This window comes from Pontibacter deserti, from assembly GCF_023630255.1.
Taxonomy (GTDB): Bacteria; Bacteroidota; Bacteroidia; order Cytophagales; family Hymenobacteraceae; genus Pontibacter; species Pontibacter deserti.
The window spans coordinates 2,617,532-2,640,059 of sequence record NZ_JALPRS010000001.1 but is presented as its reverse complement, the minus strand read 5'-3'; the positions used below and the strand labels follow the sequence as shown (position 1 = coordinate 2,640,059).

The window sequence follows — 22,528 nt, the reverse complement described above, 5'->3', positions numbered from 1 at the left end:
TAAGATACTCTGGCATCAAACTATGCATGCAGCGCAAAAGATGCCTTGGCGGTTGTGAACAACTCGTGGGCATTAGCAGAAGTAAGCCGCGGAAGAAATATTTTCTTTGCTTCTTCTTCTGAAATCAATTTGTACGTGTTTGGTGCCAGGGTATCGAGGAAGGGATTGCAGAAAGAATAGATATACTCGTCCGTCATGGTTTTATAGACTACATGAAAATTATGCTTTTCATCGCGAACAAGCTTCATAGCTTTAAAGATGTAGCCAAACACTCTTCCGCACTCTGTCTTCAGAAGCTGTTCTTCGGTTTGCTGTAGACGTTGTTTCATCGTGTTTTATTGGTTGAGTTATACTTATTCTTTATTACTCTACATTCAAAGATAACTTATAATTCCTTTCAGGCCAGCTCTATTCCAGAGTTCCAAGTAAACAGACAATCTAAAATGGTATACATCCAAATTTTAAGGGCGAAAAAGCAAAGTATTTATCTTGTATTTTGCTTTCTTTTACTTGTATAATATACTGAATATATTTAATAAAAGTTATGTTTTTATATATTTATTTTAAAATATTTATAAAAATTTGTATTAAGTTTATGGATGAGTTTGGGATAAGTATTAAAGAGATTACGCGTGCAGGCTCTGTATCGTACAAATTGGAAGCAGAAAGCGTGAAGAACTTGTACACGTTATTAGTCAAAATAAATTACAAATTATGGCAGGGGAGCAAGCAAAGCACACATTAATCGTTTTAATTATGTAGTTTATATCTGTTATGCTGCTTTACATCCGGAAGGGAAACCATATATGTAGTGGGTAGCGCAAAGCAGCAATATATTTTTTACTTTTGTAGCTATAGTTGCTAACATAGCATATGCTTCTCAGTTATACTTAAATAACTTAAGAGCAGCACAGATTTAAAACTAAAAGCGCTTATGCTTACCCATACATCATCAAAAACCCTATTGGCTGTAGCGCTGTTCTGGCTATTTGCCATTAGCGCTGTTGCACAAGTTCTAAAACCAGCCTCCTGGAGCTACGATACCTCTAAAAAGCAGGTAGCCGTTGGCGAAGAAGTTGAATTGATTTTTAATGTTCGTATTGATAAAGACTGGTACTTATACTCTTCGGATTTTGACCCGGATCTGGGCCCGATGGTAACCGAATTCAAATTTGCAAAACACCCGTCTTATGAACTTGTTGGCAAAATAGTACCTGTAAAACCTAAGAAGAAATACGACGACCTGTGGGGCGGCGAGTATACTTACTTTGTTGGCACTGCACAGTTCCGCCAGAAAATCAAAGTACTGAAGCCGGAATTGCTAATAAAAGGTACCTACGAGTACCAAGTGTGTACCGATGTGGATGGGCGTTGTATTCCGTTTGATGATGAATTTACCTTCACAAATAAACAAATACAGGTAACCGGTAAAGCCACTACTGCTCCTGTTACAACTGATGTGCCAGCCAAACAACCAGCGCAAACTATAAATCAGGAAGCGCAGCCATCTGGTGAGCTACAAAGTCCTGTAAATGCTGATACACTTACGTCACCTGCTTTCTCTCAGGATGCAACCATAGATACTATAACAGCTCCTGAAAATACTAAAACGATACAACCTGCAACACAGCAGCCTGACTTAGGCAAGCCTGCTACCGATAAAGATGATCTCTGGGCATTTATGCTGGTAGCTTTCGGTTCGGGCCTGGTGGCTTTGTTAACGCCATGTGTTTTCCCGATGGTACCCATGACGGTAAGCTTTTTTACCGGCAGTAGCAGTAGCAGAGGGCAGGCTATAGTTAAGGCATTGGTTTATGGTTTGTCTATCATCGCTATCTATACCATTATAGGTACGATAGTAGCTCGCTTGTTTGGTGCCGATGGCGCTAATTTCATCAGTACACACTGGGTTCCGAATGTGCTGTTCTTCCTGATCTTCTTGATTTTTGCAATGTCCTTTTTCGGGATGTTTGAGATAACACTGCCAAGCTCTTGGTTAACCAAAGTAGATGCGCAAGCAGATCGTGGAGGCTGGGTTGGTGTATTTTTTATGGCATTTACACTGGCTCTTGTATCGTTCTCATGCACAGGGCCTATAGTTGGAAGTATACTGGTCGCTTCTGCCGGCGGCGAAACTATACGTCCGGTAATGGGTATGTTTGGCTTCTCACTGGCCTTTGCCCTGCCATTTACGTTGTTCGCCATCTTCCCATCGTGGCTGAGCGGATTGCCAAAATCTGGCGGGTGGCTTAACTCTGTTAAAGTAGTACTTGGTTTTATAGAGTTGGCTCTGGCGCTTAAATTTTTGAGTGTTGCCGATCAGGTATATCATTGGGGCATTCTGGACCGTGAAGTATACTTAGCCTTATGGATAGTGATTTTTACGTTAATGGGCTTTTACCTGCTGGGTAAACTTAAATTCTCTCACGATTCCGACCTGAAGTATATCAGTGTGCCGCGTTTATTCTTTGCTATTGTTACGTTTGGCTTCGTTATCTACTTAATTCCGGGTATGTTTGGAGCGCCACTCAAAGCGCTATCGGGTTATCTGCCACCGCAAACCACACAAGACTTTGACCTGAACGCCATAGCCAGACAAGGTAACAATGGCGGGGCAACAACGGCTACTGTGGTAGCAAACCAACTATGCGAGCCACCTAAGTATGCTGATTTTCTGCACCTGCCACACGGATTACAGGGTTATTTTGATTTAGAGCAGGCCAAAAAATGTGCTGCCGAACAAGGTAAGCCGATATTTATAGACTTTACCGGCCACGGCTGCGTTAACTGCCGCGAAATGGAAGCGAATGTATGGTCTGACCCAGCAGTACTGAAACGCCTTCGGGAAGAGTATGTAATTGTTGCCTTGTATGTAGATGATAAAACCGATCTGCCGGAAGGAGAGAAGTATATCAGTAAATATGATGGTAAAGAGAAAGCAACTATAGGTAAAAAGTACGCTGATTACCAGATCACAAAGTTCAATGTAAATGCGCAGCCGTACTATGTGCTGATGGATGAGAATGAAAACGTACTGGTAAGACCAATTGCCTACGACCTGAATGTAAATAATTTTGTTAAGTTTCTGGATGCAGGTGTGGAAGCTTATAAGAACAGTCAAAGTATAGCTCAAAACTAGTTGTCTAAACCCAAATTTTCTGAAAAGGATTAACAGGATTTCTGTTAATCACTATAAACAAAAAGCCCTACCGTTTCCGGCGGGGCTTTTTGTAACTAAAGAAGTCTAATATCTAACTTCTAAAATCTAAGGTCTATCAAAGACTACTTTGCTTCGTTGTAGCGTCTTGTTACTTCTTCCCAGTTTACCACATTCCAAAAAGCGTTGATGTAGTCCGGACGGCGGTTCTGGTAGTGCAGGTAGTACGCGTGCTCCCACACATCAAGGCCAAGTATAGGCTGGCCACCACAACCTTCTGCAAAGCTCATCAGGGTGTTATCCTGGTTAGGAGTAGAGCAGATCTCCAGTTTACCATTTGTTACGCAAAGCCATGCCCAACCAGAGCCGAAACGGGTAGCTGCTGCAGCATTAAACTTCTCTTTAAACTGGTCGAATGAGCCGAAAGTAGAGTTGATCGCATCACCTAGCTCACCAGAAGGCTGACCGCCACCGTTCGGAGAAAGAATTTCCCAAAACAGGTTGTGGTTGTAGTAACCGCCACCATTGTTACGCACTGCTTTGTTTTCACCGTCCAGGTTACGCAGAATTTCTTCAATGCTTTTGCCTTCCATGTCGGTGCCGGCAATAGCTTTGTTCAGGTTATCTGTATAGGCCTGGTGGTGTTTTGTATGATGGATCTCCATGGTGCGGGCATCAATATGCGGCTCCAGTGCATCGTAAGCATAAGGTAGTTTCGGTAGTTCGAAAGCCATAGTTTTATATATTTTTATATGTGAAAAATAGCATGCGTAGCAATCTTAGGAGTACGTATGCGCTTAAACTGTTAGTTTCAAAATTAACTATTTTCTTTTTGCTTCAAAAAACGAAGCCATCAGGGCGGCACATTCCTGGGCCATAATGCCGCTTACCATTTCGGTTTTAGGGTGCAGCAAATTTCCTACTCTTCTGTAACCACGTTTAGGCTCCGTTGTTCCGAAAACCACTCTTTTTAGCTGCGCCCAATAACTTGCTCCGGCACACATTACGCAAGGTTCTACGGTTACATACAAAGTACAATCGTGTAAGTATTTGTTGCCTAGGTATTCGGATGCGGCTGTAAAAGCCAGCATTTCGGCGTGAGCGGTTACATCGTTTAGTTTTTCTGTCTGGTTGTAAGCTTTGGCAATTACGCGGTTGTTGGCAACTATAACAGCCCCTATCGGAATCTCGCCTTCTTCAAATGCCTGCTGCGCCAGCCGGTAAGCCTGCTGCATAAAGTACTCGTCACTATAAATCGATAAAAAGTCTGTTGCCATAGTTGTAAAGGTATAGGGTAAGTATAGCTTAAGCAAGTTTACAGGCGCTGGTTATTCTTAATAGCTACTCAGTTCCTCTGATAACTAAAAAGCCCTTCCGGGTGAGGGAAAGGCTTTTTAGTATAGTTAACTATAAATTACTTCTTTATTTGAACAGAACCCATAATCTCACGGGCTGTTTTCTGCCAGTCGTTTTTAAGCATGAACGGCACATGCAAAGTATAGATCTGCAGCTGATTGCCAATAATGGTATACTGTACAATGCTGTACTGCTGTACCGGTTTCAGGTTTGATGCCACACGGGTATCGGCCAGTTTAGAAACGAACTCAAAAACTATAAATTTCCGGCCTTTAATATCGGTTACTTCCTGACGGATAAAATCAATATTGGTAAATGTTTCTACCAAGTTGGCTTTGTAAAATTCGCGCAGCATCTCCAGGTCTCTTTCTCTAAAGGTAGAGCGCTTCTGAGTTAAACTGAAGTCAATATTACGGTCGGGGCTGGTGTAAGCTGCCAAAGGCCTGGTGGTTGCCGGGTACTCACGGGCAATGTCATCGTCTGTCATCGGGGTAAAATCCTTCGGTAACAGGATGCTGATTTCTTTAGTAATATTCACCTTTTTAAGTTTTGGTGCAGCAAAGGCAACGCCAGCTATAAGGATGATGACTAAGAATGCTAGGTAACGCATGTTCATATGGATTGTGTAGGCAAAGCTATAAATTATTGATCAAATAACAGGAACTAAGCCAAAGTGGTGCAATTTCTTTGCCAAAAGTTTGTGCTGGTAAACAGTTAGGTTACTTCGTTCCGTACTTACAACAAGTATAGAGAAACGATTACAGCACTTCTGGAAGTATAATCAGCGACCAAAAAGTGAAGCCATACTTGTTAGGGTATGGCTTCTGTGTTCAAACTAAACTATAGGTTCTAGTTACCCTTCCGTAACTTTTTTGGTATTGTCGGTCGGGTTTCGGTCTATCAGTATGTTCAGCGGGTCTATTCCTGCTTTTTCTGGTTTTTCATTAACTATAAACTCAAACTTGTTTACACCAGATTTTAGTTTGTGCTTCTTCATATAAAGCGGTTTGTCTTGCCAGTTTCCTTCTACTTTATGGCGGGCCAACACACCAACATCAACCCAGTCGTTCATCTTGGCCGGAGATTCGGTGCCCAGGCTGTCGGCGTATAGTTTCTTAGCATCAACCGTAAACGTAACTTTATACTTGCCGTCAGACAGCTTTTTGTAAGTAGCATCTGTAGTCTTGTTCTCGTACAGCGTAATGTTCTCGAACATATCTTTTACCAGGTATTGCAGCGAGTCTGGGGTAGCCTCGCGGATATAGCTCATGAACTCGATGGAATTGGTATAAGGAGCTCGCTGGAAACCCACTTTCTGAATATACTTCCGCAACGCCTTGTTCAGGTTCTCTTCGCCTATATAATCTGCCAGAGCATACATTACCACGCTGCCTTTTCGGTAATGGATGTACCCCTGGTTTTCCACTTTATAAAGCGGCATCTCTTTCTTGCGTTCTGTAGTGCGGCCAAGCAGGTAAGAGTTCAGTTCGTATTTCAGGAACTTGTTCATTCTTTCTTCGCCGTACTCATGCTTCATGACCATCAGGGCACTGTACTGGCTCATCGTTTCCGACATTAGTACCGAGCCCTGCACATCGCCGCCTATCACCTGGTGTGCCCACCACTGGTGCGCCACTTCGTGCGCGGTTACATAAAACGGGTAATCCACATCTTCTGGGTCCTTATCGTCTACATCAGCTATAAAACCAATGGCCTCAGAGTAAGGTATGGTGTTCGGGAACGATTGAGCAAAGGTTTGGTAACCCGGGAACTCCAGTATGCGCACCTGTTTGTGCTGGTACGGGCTGAAGTTTTCGGTAAAGTAATCCAGTGATTTCTTTACCGATTTTATCATGCGGTCCAGGTTATACTCGTGGCCTTTGTGGTAGTAAATTTCAATAGCTACATCCTGGCCATTTTTGCCTTTCCAGTGGTCTTTCTTCACCTGGTAATCAGCTGACAGGAAAGAATAGAAGTTAAGTATAGGCGCATCCATTTTGTAATGGAAATAGCGGCGGCCATTCTTTGTCCATTCCTTCTGCAAATAACCCGGTGCAATCGCAATCTGGCTCGGGATAGTGCTGACAGTAGTTTCGAACGTTATCCAGTCAGCTTCTTTGCTGATGTAGGTATTCATACGGGCAACAGAATCGTTCACATCGGCCATGCGTGGCTTTGGTTTCAGTCCATGCTCTTTGCGCAAGTCATCTTCGCTCAGCTCTATACCTGACTGGTAGCCAATTTTAGGCAAATACTCGCTGTTGATAAATGTACCGTTGTAAACTATACCTGTATTGGAGCCACTGTTACGGAAACCTTTGGTAGCATAGTGCAGGTCCATGTGCAGGCGCATCGAATCGCCGGGCTGCATTGATTTGGTTAACTTATAAATCCGGTAGCCATAGTTTTTGTCATGCATAGCCAGTTTTGCCGGCTTCTCAAATTCCAGCTTCCGTACTTCGGCCTCATCCGAAACCAGTATATGGATAGAATCTATTGGCTGGTTGTGTGTGTTCTTGATCCAGAAGTAACCTTTAAAATCGAAAATGCGCTCCTGTGGGTAAATGTCTACCTTCAGGTTTACATCCGTAATGCGGGGCTGTTTTATGCCGTCATACTTCTTGTAAAGTTTCTCGTAATTGGCCTGGCGCTCTTCCTGTTCATCTGATGTGCGGTATTCATTCAGGATGTTGGTGTTGTAGAAAATAAAACTACCCGTAATCAGGAAGATTATAAGCCCGGCAGCAGCTACAAATAAAGTAGATTTCGTGAGTTGCATGCTTGCCAGTTTCAGGCGCCACTTTAGCATGTTTTCGGCACCGCGCGACCAAAGCATACTTGTAACTATAGCCAGCAACAGCGCAAATGCTCCCCAGTAAATTTTGTAGATGGTAAAAGGCCATACAAAGTGCCCGTAACCATTCATGGCAGAGTAAGTAATGCCTGTGTCGGAACTATAAGAGTACAAAGTATGCTCAAAACCAAGCTGACCCTTAAAGATGTTAAGCAAATAATATACTACCATCACAAAGTGGCCGATGAATTTATTGTTCACAATTACCTGCACCAGCATGGCCAGCACGCAAAGCAACAGGTAATCGATCAACTGAATGCCAAACAGGCCCTGCAGGTAAACATCAAGTTCATACTTATAGTAGCCCTTAAACGTCTGGATGATGATACCGCAGATCATGATCACGAACAGTAACACTACCTGCACCAGCATCAGGGCTGTCATTTTAGAAGCAAATGGTACCCAGTTCGGAATTGGCAGGGCATCGTAGATCTGGTTGATGCGGTTATCGCGCTCGCGCCACACCAACTCACCAGAATAGAAGGTAATGATGATCAGGAAGAACAGGGCAAATGTACCGTTCAGCACCGTTACCACCTGCGACGTAACCGGGAAGGTGTTGGTATCATACATCTTACCAACCTGCGCCCCCGATACAAACAGGAAGATAATACCGGCCGTAACGATAGCTATAAAGTATACGCTCTTGATGATGCCGTTAAACTCCAGTTTGCTCAGCTTGAAATACTGCTTTAGACTCAGGTTAAACGAGAAGCTTTGCGATACTTTAGGTAGATGTAAGCGTTCTGAAGGTACAAATGCACCGGCGGCTTCGGCGCTGTTGCGGCGGCGGAAGAGTTTTATACCTGCATTTGCAAACGAGAAGCTGAATTTATAATAACAGAAAGCCAGCAACGCTATGCCTATACTTACCCAGAGCGCCCGGTTTATGATCACGTATTCACTGAAAGGGAGCATGAGCGTGTTGCGCTCGGCGGTTGTCCAGTAACGTTGCGTTAAGTAAATGGCAGATGCCCCCATTGGGTCTACCAGGTTCGCAATAAAGTCATTATCCAGGTCACTGGTAAGGCTGCTGGAGATGCCATACAGCACTAAAAAGATAACCCCTCCCACATAGATTGAAAGCGCACTTCGGGTAAGTGTAGCCAGTGTAAAAAAGATAGCACCTGTTAGCAGCAGGTTCGGAATGATGATAGTTAAGTATGGCTGGATGTACCACATCAGGTTAAATGGCCCCACTTTTTCAGGCTCCATCCAAGGCATAATGGTTGCAAACATGGCACCAAGCGCTACACCCATAAACACGAACAGCGTTACCAGAAACGAACCTGTAAACCTGCCAAAAATATAGCCTGCCTTAGAGATGGGTGTGGTATAATACAGCGAATGCGTTTTGTGCTCGAAGTCCCTAAAAATAGGTGTCCCCATCATAGAACAAGTGATCAGCACACCAAACCAACTCAGCAGCGTTACAATCCAGTTGATCTGGTAAGGAGAGTTGGCATATACTTTTCCGCCGCTGGCATCTCCAATTATTACGCCACCTCCAAAGGCACCACCAATTGCCAGCATAGCCATGTACGCCATCATGAACAGGATAGCAAAGTATATATAAGTTGCCGGACGCTTCATCCGGTACTTCAGCTCAAACAGGAATATCTCTTTAAACATGATTTTTCTTAATTATGAATCAGAAATTAAAAATTAGAAATGGATACAGACCAACTTCTAATTCACAACTAGTTCTTGTTCATTCTGCTTTTCGCTGCGGCTTGCCTCATGTATTTTGCTGAAGTATACATCTTCCAGGTCTGGTTGTACCGGTTCGAAATCTATACCTGGCTGTACATCGCTAAGCACGTGAATGATGGTTTTACCAGCAAACAAGCGTGATGAAATAACTTCGTATTGTGCCTGGTGCGCTGCCAGTTCTGATTTATGGATAAACTTGCGCCAGATGCGGCCGTTCAGGTTATTGATCACTTCCAGCGGGTCGCCGGTAAGCAGTACCTCACCTTTATTGATGATAGCAAAATTGCGGCACAGGTCGGTTACGTCTTCCACTATGTGCGTCGAAAGTATAACGATAACGTTCTCGCCGATCTCGCTCAGTAAATTATGGAAACGGTTACGCTCTGCAGGGTCCAGGCCGGCGGTAGGCTCATCAACTATAATCAATTGAGGGTTACCTAATAAAGCCTGCGCAATACCAAAACGCTGCTTCATACCACCAGAGTACCCGCCCAGGTTTTTCTTGCGCACATCGTACAGGTTGGTTTGTTGCAATAGCGCCGCTACCACTTCTTTTCTTTCTTTAGAATCGCTAATGCCTTTTAAAACGGCAAAGTGGTCCAGCATTTCTTCGGCCGATACTTTTGGATAAACCCCGAACTCCTGGGGCAGATAACCCAGCACCTTCCGCATCTCTTCTTTCTGACGCAGCACATCCAGGTCACCCAGCATTATACTACCAGTATCGGCTTCCTGCAGGGTAGCTATTGTTCGCATCAATGATGATTTTCCGGCACCATTTGGACCAAGCAATCCAAACATACCCTTCGGAATAGTGAGGTTTATATTTTTGAGCGCTTGTGTTCCGTTTGGGTAGGTTTTAGAGAGGTTCTTTATTACGAGCTCCATAGTTTATACTTTAAGGTGAAATAACTGTATATAAATAAAATAAATCTATACATTCATTCAAAATAAACTATACTAACTCCACCTTTTTCACGACAAACCTCAGTTATACTTATAAAAGTCCCCGACCAAACTATAGTTGTAGTTGTATCTGGTTAATTATTAGTGTTTTATGATTGTGTGATATTGAAGCAAACTTACTTTATACTTAGTGATTAATATACTTTGAAAACTAACTATATAAGCAGCTCATACTTTGTTGAACCTGACATACATATTATAGGCGTTGTGAGCGACCTTGTATAGCAGTTGCTGCGTATACTTTTACTTTCCGGAATCCAGGTAAGCTCCTGCTATTTTAGCTGCAACCTATCGTAACAATTATTACTTTTGCGCTATATATACTTAGAAATACTACTATGCTCCGAACTCATACTTGCGGCGAACTACGAATTGATAATGTAGGCGAAGAAGTTATCCTGACTGGCTGGGTACAGCGCCTGCGCGACAAAGGCGGCATGCTCTGGATAGACCTGCGCGACCGTTATGGTATAACACAGCTTAGCTTTGAAGAAGGCCAGACTGCACAAGCTGTTCTTGGTCAGGCCCGTGAGCTGGGACGCGAGTATGTGATTCGTGTACGTGGTAAAGTTATAGAGCGTGAATCTAAGAACGAAAAGATACCGACTGGTGCCATTGAGTTGCGCGTAATTAAGCTGGAAGTACTGAATGCTGCCAAACTGCCTCCTTTCCTGATAGAAGATGAAACGGATGGCGGCGATGACCTGCGCATGAAGTACCGTTACCTGGACCTGCGCCGTAACCCGGTGCGCCGAAACCTGGAGCTACGCCACCGCGTGATGCGCGAAACCCGCAATTACCTTGATGGACATTACTTTATTGAAGTAGAAACACCTGTTCTGATCAAATCGACGCCTGAAGGTGCCCGTGACTTTGTGGTGCCAAGCCGCATGAACCCCGGTGAGTTTTATGCCCTGCCGCAGTCACCGCAAACTTTTAAGCAGCTGCTGATGGTATCCGGGTTTGATAAGTATTACCAGATCGTGAAATGCTTCCGCGACGAAGACCTGCGTGCCGACCGTCAGCCGGAATTTACCCAAATAGACTGTGAGCTTTCGTTTGTAACACAGGAAGACATCCTGAACACATTTGAAGGGCTGATCCACCACCTGTTCCAGAAAGTGAAAGGTATAAGCCTACCTAAACTGGCTCGTATGACCTATGCAGATGCCATGCGCCTATATGGTTCTGATAAGCCGGATACACGCTTCGGGATGCAGTTTGTAGAGCTAAATAACCTGGTTAAGAACAAAGGCTTTAAAGTGTTTGACGATGCTGAACTGGTGGTAGGTATAAACGCAACCGGTGCTGCCAGCTATACACGTAAGCAATTAGACGAGCTGACTGATTTTGTGAAGCGTCCGCAGATTGGTGCTACCGGCCTGGTTTATGCGCGTGTTAATGAAGATGGCTCTGTAAAATCATCGGTCGATAAATTCTACTCTCCGGAAGACCTGGCGGAGTGGGCAAGAGCCTTCAATGCGAAGCCGGGCGATTTGCTGCTTATACTTGCCGGTGGCAAAGACAAAACCCGTAAAGCTTTGAACGAGCTTCGCCTGGAAATGGGATCGCAGCTTGGCTTACGCGATAAAGATACCTTCTCTGCGCTGTGGGTTGTAGACTTCCCACTACTGGAGTGGGATGAAGAAATGGGTCGTTTCCATGCTATGCACCATCCGTTCACTTCTCCTAAGCCGGAAGACCTGGAGCTGATCGATGACCGCCCAAGCGATATCCGTGCGAATGCGTATGATATGGTTATTAATGGTGTGGAAGTAGGCGGTGGCTCTATCCGTATCCACGACCGCCGTTTGCAGGAACAGATGTTCCGTCTGTTAGGCTTCTCTAACGACGAAGCAAAAGCACAGTTCGGCTTCCTGATGGAGGCATTTGAGTACGGTGCGCCGCCGCATGGTGGTATCGCCTTCGGCTTCGACAGACTTTGCTCTATTTTTGGTGGTTCTGATTCTATCCGCGATTATATTGCTTTCCCGAAAAATAACTCTGGCCGCGATGTAATGATAGATGCTCCATCTCCGATCTCCGATGCTCAGTTAGATGAATTGCATATAAGAATGAGAAACGTTACCACTCCGCAAGGAAAGTAATTATAACTATAAAGTATAAGCAAAAGCCTGTAGCAGTTATGTTACAGGCTTTTTTGTTAGGATTAACTACCTGTCATTTCGAGCGAAGCCGAGAAATCTTAATTGTCCTATAGTTGAAGCTCCCTGTAACTTGAATTAAGCTATCTTTCTATAGCTATCTCTAATCCTGAGAGCTCTAATCACCTACAGTTTTATAGTTTGCTTTGGTGCGCTCACGGCCGCAGGGCCTCGTCTTCGGGCATCGCGCTGTTGATTTGAAGCTATCCTCCTACGTCGGATTGCCTGCGGCACCGCAACAAATCAAAGGCGCTCAACCCAAAGACTGTAATCGTTTGATAGCTACTGAACTTATAGTTGGAGATGCTGTAGTTGCATAGCTTTTCCAGTAGTATAGTTTCGTAGGGACAGGTTAAAACCTATCCTGCCCTATATCACTAACTATAGAACGATAGCTGGTGAACTAGCAAAGGCAGGAGTGTCCCCTTGAGGGGACTATAGGGGTGTTGAATCAGCAACTATTGAACTATAGCCTTTGAAGTAGCAATGACAGTGAAAGCTCCCCGCCTTAGACAAGGAGGGGCCAGGGGTGGTTAGACCAGCGGCTACAATAAACTCACTGTGTCAACTTTTACTTCTGCCTAGGATAGCTCTCAATATTCGACCCAAGTATAATATCTCTTGTAGCCTGCTGCACTCCATTCTGTTTGGTAACTTTCACCACCCCACTGCCGCCTTTCACTTCACTGGCATCTCTTGTTCCTTTAGGCAAAAGAGGGTCATCAGAAAACATGATGTCGTCGATGTAATACTCGTTTTTTAGTGTTGGTTCTTTCACCAGTATATGGATGTGAGCAGGTGCATTACTGTTAGGGTAGGAGGCTGGTCGGTTGGTGTAGATGGTATACTTGCCATTCTTATCAGTTTTTACCCAGCCCCGGATGTAGCCATGCCTTCTTGCTTTTGGGTCTAAACCTTCCTTGTCTGCATAAATTCCTTTATTATCTGTTTGCCAGTAGTAAAGTATAATGTCAGGAGCCGGGGTTTTCTTGTCTGCCTTGTATACTGTGCCTGTTACAATCAGCTTTGGTCCCGGTAATTGCCAGCCTGCACTTGTGTCTGTGGCATTTATAGTTTCAGACATCCCAACATATATCATTTCACAGGTTTCGCAGGGGCCGCCAACCCTGTCTCCATTCTGTGTATTTAGTGTTTGCTCGTCCTGTTTTGCCTGTCCGTTGCAGTTGGTAAACAACAGAAGTATAGGCAAGAATATGTTGAAGTATAAACCAAAGCTGATCATAGTAATAAGGCTTGTTTATACTTGTACTTGCCTGATATAGAATAAGTTTGCTGATTACAGGTAACAAAAAAGGCTACCCTTTTCAGAGCAGCCTTTCCTTATTTTATAGTTTCTGATTACAGCATATTACTCACTAAACTTGGGGCTATACCAAATAGGATGGTAAGTATAGTACAGATGATCAACACTAAAGCTGCAAAGCTGCTAACAGGTACTTTCGTGTTTTCGCCGGCAGGCTGCAGGTACATGGCAATTACCACTTTAAAGTAGTAGTAGATACCAACAGCTGCCAATATAACAGCCAGCACTACCAGCCACATCAAATTACCGGTTGAAACTACCGCTGAGAACACAAAGAACTTCGCAAAGAAACCAGCGGTAAGCGGAATACCAGCTAAGGATAGCATTGATACTGTCATGACAAAAGCCAGTAGCGGATTTGTCTTGCCTAAGCCGTTAAAGGCTGCAAATGTTTCATCATGGCGCTCATCCGATACCAGTTTCAGTACACCAAACGACATAACTGAAGCCACAGCATAAGACAGGGAATAGAAGAAGATCGCGTTCTCAGAAAGGTCATTGAAAGCAACCAGCGTCATCAGCAGATAACCAGCATGTGAGATTGATGAATAGGCCAGCATACGCTTTACACTTGGCTGAATTACCGCACCAATGTTACCAACTACCAGTGTTAAGACTGTAATAGCAATCAGTGTTGGGAACCAGGCTGTAAACGACGCGCCGAAAGCAGCATGCATCAATTTATAGAAAGCCGCCACACCAGCAGTCTTCACAACAGTCGCCATGAACGTTGTGAACAGGGTAGGAGTACCTTCATAAACGTCCGGAGTCCAGAAGTGGAAAGGAGCAGCTGCAATTTTAAACGAGATACCAATTACCAGGATCAGCAAGCCAAGTGTGAACATGGTGTTGGTTGTACCATCTTCCATTACATTGGCAGCAGAAATCTCCGTGATGTTGAACGTACCCGTTGCACCATAGATCAGCACAATACCAAACAGCAATACACCTGTAAAGAACGAACCCATCAGGAAGTATTTCAGGGCTGCTTCGTTAGAGCGCAGGCTGCGTTTGTTGCTACCTGCCAACACATACATCGCAATCGAAAGGATCTCAATACCAATGAACAGCATGATCATGTTCTCATAGGCCACCATCATAATGGCACCAACCAGCGAGAACAGCAGGATAGAGTAATATTCTGCCAGGTTATCGTCTTCCTTATCAATATAGCTTTGAGAGAAGGGAAGTATAAGCAGCGTAGTTAACACCATAATACCCGTAAATGCCACCGCATAATTGTCGATGGTGAGCATGTTGTTGAAGTAGGTCTGAGTATTGTTCCAGCCCAGCAGGTTCGTGCCAAACACCACTATCAGAAACAGCAGGGCCAGCGGCAATAATATTTTCTTAGACTTCAGGAAACCTACAAATAGGTTAACGATGCCAAAAACTGAAAGAAGTATGATCGAGGTCATGTCGTCGTATTTCCTGTTAATTAGCGGTTAATGATCGTCAGCAGGTTCATCACGGCTGGCTCTGAGATGCTCAGGAATGTATTCGGGAACAAACCGATCCAGAACACCATAATTACCAGCGGGATCAGTACAGCTTTTTCGTTGAATGTAAGATCGGTGAAAGCTTCTGTATACTCAGACTTTGTACCGAACATCACACCCTGGAACATGCGCAGCATATAAACCGCACCAAGTATAATTGTTAAGCCAGCCACTGCGCCAAACCAAGCATTGTATTGATACACACCAGACAGCAGCAGGAATTCACCCACGAAACCGTTTGTAAGCGGCAGCGCCACAGAACCCAGCAACAGGATCATGAAGAAGATCGAAAGTGCTTTTGCATTCTGCGTGATACCACCCAGGCTGGTGATCTCTCTGGTATTTGTTCTGCTGAAGATAATGTCGATGATGAAGAACAGACCGGTAACATTAATACCGTGGCTCAGCATCTGGATAACACCACCTTGTAAACCTTGCTCGTTCAGGGTAAAGATACCCGCTGCAATAAGGCCAACGTGTGCGATAGATGAATAAGCGATCAGGCGTTTCAGGTCGTGCTGTCGGATAGCGATAACAGATGCGTAAACGATGCCGATGATAGAAAGTATAAGTACCAGTTCATCCCACTGGCTCACGCCCATCGGTACAACCGGCAATAACCAACGAAGCACACCGTAAATACCCATTTTCAACATGATACCTGAAAGCAACATCGTAGCCTGTGTAGGCGACTCAGTATAAGTATCAGGCTGCCATGTATGGAATGGGAATACCGGCATTTTAATAGCGAAGGCAATAAATAGGAACCAGAAGATCCAGCTCTGCGACTCTGCACTTAACGCCAGTTGGTAGAAAGCCTGCACATCAGATGAGTGGTTGGCTATACCTGTACCTGTTGTCTTGAAGTATAAGTATACAAAAGCGGCCAGCATGAAAAGCGAACCGAAGATGGTATACACAAAGAACTTGAACGTAACCGCAATGCGATTAACGCCACCCCAGATCGCGGCAATAAAGTAGATCGGGATAAGGGCAACCTCCCAGAAGAAGTAAAACACAAATGCATCCAGTGCTACAAACACACCGATAAGGCCGGTCAGCATGAACAGGATCAGCGCATAAAACGTGTTCGGGTTCTTATAGTCGTGCTTAAAGGCCGAAAGTATAATCAGTGGAACCAGGAAAGTGGTCAGCAACACCATCAGTAAGCTGATACCATCCATACCGATATGGAAACCGATACCGGCATTTTCTACCCAAGGCAAATTAAGTTCGTGCTGCATAGCACCGCTACCCGCATCAAAACCTGTAGTTGCAACTATAGCAATGGCAAACTCAACTAAAGCTGCCACAAAAGCCACTTTCTTGGCACCTTGTCCTTTAATCAGCAGCACCAGAAGTGCAGCTAAGGCAGGCCAGAAAAGTAAAAGAGCTGTTATCATCTTCTAAGAACCTTATCCGATAAAGAAATTTAAAAACAGAATCAGAGCAATGCTTACCACCATGATCAGGATGTAAAACCCGATAGCACCGCTTTGAGCAAAGCGAAGTGTGCGGCTGCTCTGTACTACAAACTTACCTACACCATTCACAACACCATCTACTATCACCACATCAAACACTTTGTGGAAGATAGAAGAGAACCACATGATCGGGCGAACGATGATAGCGTTGTATAATTCGTCGATGTAATACTTGTTGTAAATCAGGTTGTGGATAGGAGAAAGCTTGGTGCCTTCTGCTGCAGGAACCTGCTTTTTGCTTACATATAGTACATAAGCCAGGATGATTGCAACCACAGCCACCGCTACCGATATACCCATCAGCATCCATTCTGTAGCGTGATCGATGTGAAGTGGGGCAACCGCCGCAGCATTAGCAACCTGCGCGTAACCATAAATAGGGGCCAGGTAGTTTTGCAGCACGTGCAGGTTCTCGCCAAACACAGCCGGAATCCCCAGGAATCCACCTATAGTTGAAAGTATAGCCAGCACGATCAATGGCAATGTCATAGAAATAGGTGATTCGTGCAGGTGGTGTTTCTGAGCTTCAGTGCCGCGGAAAGTTCCGAAGAACGTTAGGAACACCAGGCGGAACATGTAGAATGAGGTCATGAACGAAGTCAGCAGACCAAGTCCCCACATCAGTTTATTATGTTCCCAAACGTGCGCCAGCAACTCATCTTTAGAGAAGAAACCAGCAAACGGCGGAATACCGGCAATTGCCAGTGTACCGATCAGGAAGGTCAGGAAGGTAATCGGTAGATACTTGCGTAAGCCACCCATGTAACGGATATCCTGTTCGTTGCTCATAGCGTGGATAACTGAACCAGCACCTAAGAACAGAAGCGCCTTGAAGAATGCGTGTGTCAGTACGTGGAAGATAGACGAATCAAACGCCATCACGCCCAGTGCCAGGAACATGTAACCTAACTGCGAGACAGTTGAGTAAGCCAGTACCTTTTTAATATCGTTTTGCGCCAAACCTATAGTTGCAGCAAGTAATGCGGTTGCAATACCAACTATAGCAATTACTTCCATAGTTGTAGGAGCCAGTACATACAGCACATTCGAGCGAAGTACCATGTAAATACCAGCTGTAACCATGGTTGCCGCGTGTATCAGGGCCGAAACCGGCGTAGGACCCGCCATCGCATCCGGTAACCAGGTAAATAACGGAATTTGAGCACTTTTACCCATCGCACCTACAAACAGCAGCAAGGTAATCGCGATCATTACAGTAGAGTCGATACCACCGGTGTAGCGGGCAGCTTCAGCAAAAACCTGCGGGTAGCTAACCGAACTGAATGTGATAAAGATCAGGAATATACCTAACAGGAAGCCTAAGTCACCGATACGGTTCATCACGAAGGCTTTCTTGGCGGCATTGTTATAGTTGGTGTTCTTGTTCCAGAAACCGATCAGCAGGTAAGAGCAAAGTCCTACACCTTCCCAACCCACGAACATCATCACGTAGTTAGAGCCCATTACAAGCAATAACATCGAGAACATGAACAGGTTAATGAAAGCGAAGAACTTACCGAAGTTCTCGTCGTGGCTCATGTAGCCGGCTGAGTACAGGTGAATCAGGAAACCGATACCGGTTACCATCAGCATCATTAGCAGGGTCAGCTGGTCAATCAGGAACGAGAAACCGATCTGCATGTCACCTACCGAGATCCAGTTGTAGAAATCTACGGTGTAAGGGCGGCTGCCATTGGCCGTAAAATCAAGGAAAAGGTATACCGAGATAAGGAAGGAAGCCAGCACGGTGCCGCAACCTATTAAACTTACCATACCCTTTGCGAGCTTCCTGTTGCCAAGCCCGTTCACGATAAAGCCGATCAGAGGCAGCAGCGGAATGAGCAAACAGAGCAGTGCCATCGCCTGGTTATTGAAGGGCATTACAATCTCTTGCATCTAATTTGTATTAAGTTAAGCTATTGTAGATTAGATTTCGGGGCTTACCACTTCAGGTGGTTCAGCAATTGCACGTCCGTAGAGCGTATGTTACGGTAGATCATTACTATAATTGCCAGGCCAACGCAAACTTCGGCAGCGGCCACAGCCATAATGAAAAACACGAAAACCTGCCCATTGGCGTCTGCGCGGTAAGCAGAAAGTGCTGTAAGTAATACGTTTACAGCATTTAGCATCAGCTCCACGCACATAAAGATGATAATGGCATTGCGTCTGGTAAGTACGCCGATTACGCCAATGGCAAAAAGAGCGGTGCTAAAGAACAGGTAATATTCCAGCGGAATGGTTCTGATAATTTCAGGTATCTGGTTCATTTTCTGTGTAGTCCGAACGTAGTCCTACTATTAAAGTATAATCCAATATTTCGTGCCGCAAAGTTATCCCGATTTCTTAAATATCCATAACATATTTCCATACTTCTTAACACCTGCCAACTATAAACTGAGTTATATACTTTACAGGGTTAATAAACCCCTGTAATGCCTTAAAAAAGCCCTGAAATTTTGATTTTAAGCTATTTTATACTTCAGTGAGGAAGCAGCGATTTATACTTTGTACTTGCGCTTGCGTAGGGGTATAGTTATAGGTGCGGCTGATGTTGCTGGTATAACGGCTGCTGTTTTAAGCCAAAACCTGGTAATTTGAAATGCAATTTGCAACAAACCAAGTATGAATAGAAAGTACAAAAGGCGTACGTATTATGCCAGTAGCTTCTTATGGAGTTGTTTGTTATTAGTGAGTTTATGTACCCAGAGTTGTGATATGACTGATAAAAAGAAAAGGGTTGATGCTACCGAAATGGAAAGTACGAAGCCATCAGCAACTATAACGGCGAAACATTTTTACAAGGATATTCCGTCCGGCTCAGGTATAGAAGCAACTTCTGAAGGCTTTTACATCATCGGCGACGATACCCCTTTTTTATACCAGCTGGATAAGAACTATAATCAGGTAGCTAAGTATGAGCTTTTCGATACCGCTGATTTTAAGAAGGGCCGCATCCCAAAACCGCTGAAACCTGACCTGGAAAGCTTAACAACCTTTAAGTATAAAAATAAAAGTTACCTGTTTACACTTGGCTCCGGCTCTTCGGAAGTCCGGAATAAAGCTTATTTGGTTGAGTTGCCTATAGTTGCTGAGAAAGCTGTTGTAAAAGTGATCGATCTGAAAGAGTTGTTTAATACACTTCAGAAAAACAAGTCTGTTGTAGGTGAAGAACTGCTGAACATTGAAGGCCTTGACTTCTCAGAAGACAAAGTATACCTGCTGCAACGTGCATTAAACAAAGCCGGAAACCTGGTACTTACTTTTGAGCTATCAGACTTCAATTCTTTTCTGTTTGAAGGTAAGCCACTTCCTGCGCCTGCGTTATACTTTGCTAAACTTCCTTCTCTGCAAGGTTACCAGGCTGGTTTTTCAGGTGCTTATGTTTTGGATGAGAAGCTTTTCTTTACGGCATCTGTAGAAAGTGCACCAGATGCTATTCAGGACGGAGAAGTACTCGGGAGCTATGTTGGCTATATTCCTTTAGCAGATCTACCTAAGGCTACTTCTCAGGATAAACCTGTAATCGCAAAAGCTGAAAAAATTACCGATAAGAAAGGGGGAACCTACATCGGTAAAGTAGAATCGCTGGTAGTTGAGAAAGGAGTGAAGCCCGGAAAGTATAAAGTCATTGCCATTTCAGATGATGACAAAGGCCATTCTGAGATTCTGGAAGTAGAGTTTATAGTTGAGTAAAGTATAAACCAATTGTCATTTCGAGTGTAGCGAGAAATCTAATTAAGATTTAAGATAGATCTCTCCTTGCGTCGAGATGACAAAATAGAAACAAAAAAGGGCTGCAACTATAAAATTGCAGCCCTTTTATACTTTATAAGTTTTCGGATTAGAAGTGTCTTTCTCCGGTTTCTTTCTTACCTAACATTACGGCACCAACCATGGCAACCAGGAACAGCACAGAGGCTAACTCGAAAGGCAACAGGTACTGCGTAAATAACACCTTACCAAGGTTTTCCACCATACCGATCTGTGAGTTATAGTTCTCAGCGTTGTAGCCAGCTACTTCAGCATCTTTCAAGGCCGCGATCATCACCACGAATAACATACCGCCAGCTATAGTTCCGGAGATTTTAGTAAGTGCAGATGTTTTAAGGTCCCTTTCATTCTTGCTGATGTTCAGGAACATGATCACGAATAGGAACAATACCATGATTGCACCGGCGTAAACAATGATGTTTACTGCTGCCAGGAACTGCGCATTTAACAGCACATAGTGCCCTGAAATGGTGAAGAAGGTAATGATCAGGAAAATAATGCTGTGCACCGGGTTTTTAGATATCACAACCATCAGGGCGCAAAGCAATGTAAGCGAAGCCAGAAAATAGAACAGATTCTCCGTCATGGGATTATTTCGTTTCAGTTGTTTTTAACGGCTCTACCAGTCGGTCTTTGCCATAAATAAATTCGTCGCGCTCGTAGCGGGCTGGGGCAATTTTATCATCCTGCAGGAAGATGGCAGCCTTTGGGCAGGCTTCTTCGCACAGACCACAGAAGATGCAACGCAGCATATTTACTTCATAAGTAACTGCATACTTTTCTTCACGATACAGATGCTCTTCGCCAGCCTTACGCTCTCCAGCAATCATGGTAATAGCTTCTGCAGGGCAGGCAACGGCGCAAAGTCCGCAGGCAGTGCAACGCTCGGCGCCATTCTCATCGCGCTTTAGCACGTGCAGGCCACGCCAGATATCGCTGCGTTCACGCGTTTGCTCAGGGTAATTTATAGTTGCCTTCTTCTTAAAGAAGTGTTTTAATGTAATGCCCAAGCCTTGTGCAATAGCCGGAAGATAAGCCCTTTCAGCAAAGGTCATCTCGCGCTTCTGCACTTTCTTGCTTCTATTTGATAATGGTTCCATTATATCTTGTCTCCGTTATGATCAGCTATACTTTATAGTATAACAATCAGATTTCGGTACTATAGTTTAAAATAAAGTGTCTTTCAGCAGAATTGCGCCACCAGTCAATACTACATTCAGTATTGCAAGCGGAATCAGGATCTGCCAGCCCAGCTTCATTAGTTGGTCGTAGCGGAAACGCGGAAGCGTCCAGCGAACCCACATAAAGAAGAAAATGAACAGGAATATCTTCGCAAACATCACTCCGACTCCTAAAAGAGTCACGATGTTATTTGCCGTTACAGCGTTGTCAAGTGCGTTGGCTAACCATGCTTCCAGCTCCACCATGAACGGGAAGTTGTAAGCACCAAAGTATAAAGTTGCCATTACAGCCGATGCCACAAAGATGTTGATATACTCTGCAAAAAGGTACATACCCAGTTTCATGGAGCCATACTCAGTGTGGTAACCACCAATAAGTTCTGCTTCGGATTCTGGTAAGTCGAATGGCGTACGGTTGGTTTCAGCAAAAGCACATACCAGGAAGATGATAAAGCCAAGCGGCTGATACCAGATATTCCAGTTAAAGCCCTGCTGCTGCTCTGCAATCTCTCTTAACGAAAGCGAACCTGTCATCATCAGGATAGCGATAAGCGACAGACCCATGGCCAGTTCGTAACTGATGTTCTGAGAAGCCGCACGTATAGCGCCCAGCAACGAGAATTTGTTGTTAGAAGCCCATCCACCGATCATCAAACCATAAACCCCCAGCGATACAATACCAAATACATAAAGCACCCCGATGTTTACTTCAATAGCCTGCAGCCATATTTCGCGGCCACCAACTATAAGCATATCGCCAAACGGAATTACCGCACTCGACATAGTTGCTACCAGCATGGCTATACCCGGACCAAGTATAAACAGGGCCTTATTTGCTTTTGCAGGGATAAATTCTTCTTTGAAGAATAGTTTACCGGCATCGGCAAGCGGCTGCAGCAAACCAAACGGACCTGCACGGTTCGGACCAACACGGTCCTGGATAAAGGCCGCTATTTTACGCTCAAAGTAAGTTGAGTAGGTAGCGATCAGTAGTGTGATACCGAAAATTACCAGTATGTAAATGGCTTTATAGATTAGGTCTACAGACTCCATAT

At 44.4% G+C, this 22,528-nt stretch carries 17 protein-coding genes; 3 read left to right on the top strand and 14 right to left on the bottom strand.

The genetic code is table 11. The features are described 5' to 3' along the window. Positions 1-20 precede the first annotated feature (20 nt). A complete protein-coding gene (locus MJ612_RS11590) occupies positions 21-329 on the bottom strand; it encodes a hypothetical protein (protein WP_187033685.1) in 309 nt (102 codons plus the stop codon). 605 nt (positions 330-934) lie between these two features. On the opposite strand from MJ612_RS11590, the gene MJ612_RS11585 reads away from it, so the two are divergent. Next, positions 935-3,139 (top strand): protein-disulfide reductase DsbD family protein, encoded by a 2,205-nt coding sequence (locus MJ612_RS11585; protein ID WP_187033684.1) that lies wholly within the window; start codon positions 935-937, stop codon positions 3,137-3,139. A 143-nt stretch (positions 3,140-3,282) separates the two neighbouring features. Here MJ612_RS11585 and MJ612_RS11580 read toward each other — a convergent pair whose 3' ends face one another. The 5 genes from MJ612_RS11580 to MJ612_RS11560 all read right to left on the bottom strand — a co-directional run bounded on the left by MJ612_RS11580 (position 3,283) and on the right by MJ612_RS11560 (position 9,968). Further along, positions 3,283-3,891, bottom strand: coding sequence for a superoxide dismutase (locus tag MJ612_RS11580; RefSeq protein WP_187033683.1), 609 nt, complete (start codon positions 3,889-3,891; stop codon positions 3,283-3,285). Positions 3,892-3,978: 87 nt separating this feature from the next. After that, positions 3,979-4,434 (bottom strand): nucleoside deaminase, encoded by a 456-nt coding sequence (locus MJ612_RS11575; protein WP_250419132.1) that lies wholly within the window; start codon positions 4,432-4,434, stop codon positions 3,979-3,981. A 137-nt stretch (positions 4,435-4,571) separates the two neighbouring features. Then, positions 4,572-5,123, bottom strand: coding sequence for a hypothetical protein (locus MJ612_RS11570; RefSeq protein WP_250419131.1), 552 nt, complete (start codon positions 5,121-5,123; stop codon positions 4,572-4,574). 243 nt (positions 5,124-5,366) lie between these two features. Beyond that, complete coding sequence (locus MJ612_RS11565) at positions 5,367-8,999, bottom strand: ABC transporter permease/M1 family aminopeptidase (RefSeq protein WP_187033681.1); 3,633 nt, start codon at positions 8,997-8,999, stop codon at positions 5,367-5,369. A 57-nt stretch (positions 9,000-9,056) separates the two neighbouring features. Then, complete coding sequence (locus MJ612_RS11560) at positions 9,057-9,968, bottom strand: ABC transporter ATP-binding protein (RefSeq protein ID WP_187033680.1); 912 nt, start codon at positions 9,966-9,968, stop codon at positions 9,057-9,059. A 416-nt stretch (positions 9,969-10,384) separates the two neighbouring features. On the opposite strand from MJ612_RS11560, the gene aspS reads away from it, so the two are divergent. Next, entirely contained in the window at positions 10,385-12,154 is a 1,770-nt protein-coding gene (gene aspS, locus MJ612_RS11555; RefSeq protein WP_187033679.1) for an aspartate--tRNA ligase, read from the top strand. 628 nt (positions 12,155-12,782) lie between these two features. On the opposite strand, the gene MJ612_RS11550 is transcribed toward aspS, so the two are convergent. The 5 genes from MJ612_RS11550 to nuoK all read right to left on the bottom strand — a co-directional run bounded on the left by MJ612_RS11550 (position 12,783) and on the right by nuoK (position 18,788). Beyond that, a complete protein-coding gene (locus MJ612_RS11550) occupies positions 12,783-13,454 on the bottom strand; it encodes a dioxygenase family protein (protein WP_187033678.1) in 672 nt (223 codons plus the stop codon). A 116-nt stretch (positions 13,455-13,570) separates the two neighbouring features. Continuing rightward, positions 13,571-14,953: an NADH-quinone oxidoreductase subunit N gene (locus MJ612_RS11545; RefSeq protein ID WP_187033677.1), complete on the bottom strand. Its 1,383-nt coding sequence runs from the start codon at positions 14,951-14,953 to the stop codon at positions 13,571-13,573. Between the two features lie 20 nt (positions 14,954-14,973). After that, positions 14,974-16,437, bottom strand: coding sequence for a complex I subunit 4 family protein (locus MJ612_RS11540; protein ID WP_187033676.1), 1,464 nt, complete (start codon positions 16,435-16,437; stop codon positions 14,974-14,976). A 12-nt stretch (positions 16,438-16,449) separates the two neighbouring features. Then, positions 16,450-18,414 (bottom strand): NADH-quinone oxidoreductase subunit L, encoded by a 1,965-nt coding sequence (gene nuoL / locus MJ612_RS11535; protein ID WP_250419130.1) that lies wholly within the window; start codon positions 18,412-18,414, stop codon positions 16,450-16,452. Between the two features lie 44 nt (positions 18,415-18,458). Continuing rightward, positions 18,459-18,788: an NADH-quinone oxidoreductase subunit NuoK gene (nuoK, locus tag MJ612_RS11530; RefSeq protein WP_187033675.1), complete on the bottom strand. Its 330-nt coding sequence runs from the start codon at positions 18,786-18,788 to the stop codon at positions 18,459-18,461. A 448-nt stretch (positions 18,789-19,236) separates the two neighbouring features. On the opposite strand from nuoK, the gene MJ612_RS11525 reads away from it, so the two are divergent. Then, positions 19,237-20,214 (top strand): DUF6929 family protein, encoded by a 978-nt coding sequence (locus MJ612_RS11525; RefSeq protein ID WP_187033674.1) that lies wholly within the window; start codon positions 19,237-19,239, stop codon positions 20,212-20,214. Between the two features lie 148 nt (positions 20,215-20,362). Here MJ612_RS11525 and MJ612_RS11520 read toward each other — a convergent pair whose 3' ends face one another. From MJ612_RS11520 to nuoH, 3 genes are all read right to left on the bottom strand, one after another. Further along, positions 20,363-20,878 carry an NADH-quinone oxidoreductase subunit J family protein gene (locus MJ612_RS11520; protein WP_187033673.1) on the bottom strand — a complete coding sequence of 172 codons (516 nt, stop codon included), beginning with the start codon at positions 20,876-20,878 and terminating at the stop codon, positions 20,363-20,365. A gap of 4 nt (positions 20,879-20,882) precedes the next feature. Then, positions 20,883-21,392, bottom strand: coding sequence for a NuoI/complex I 23 kDa subunit family protein (locus MJ612_RS11515; protein WP_187033672.1), 510 nt, complete (start codon positions 21,390-21,392; stop codon positions 20,883-20,885). A 66-nt stretch (positions 21,393-21,458) separates the two neighbouring features. Next, positions 21,459-22,526, bottom strand: coding sequence for an NADH-quinone oxidoreductase subunit NuoH (nuoH, locus tag MJ612_RS11510; RefSeq protein ID WP_187033671.1), 1,068 nt, complete (start codon positions 22,524-22,526; stop codon positions 21,459-21,461). Positions 22,527-22,528: the final 2 nt, after the last annotated feature.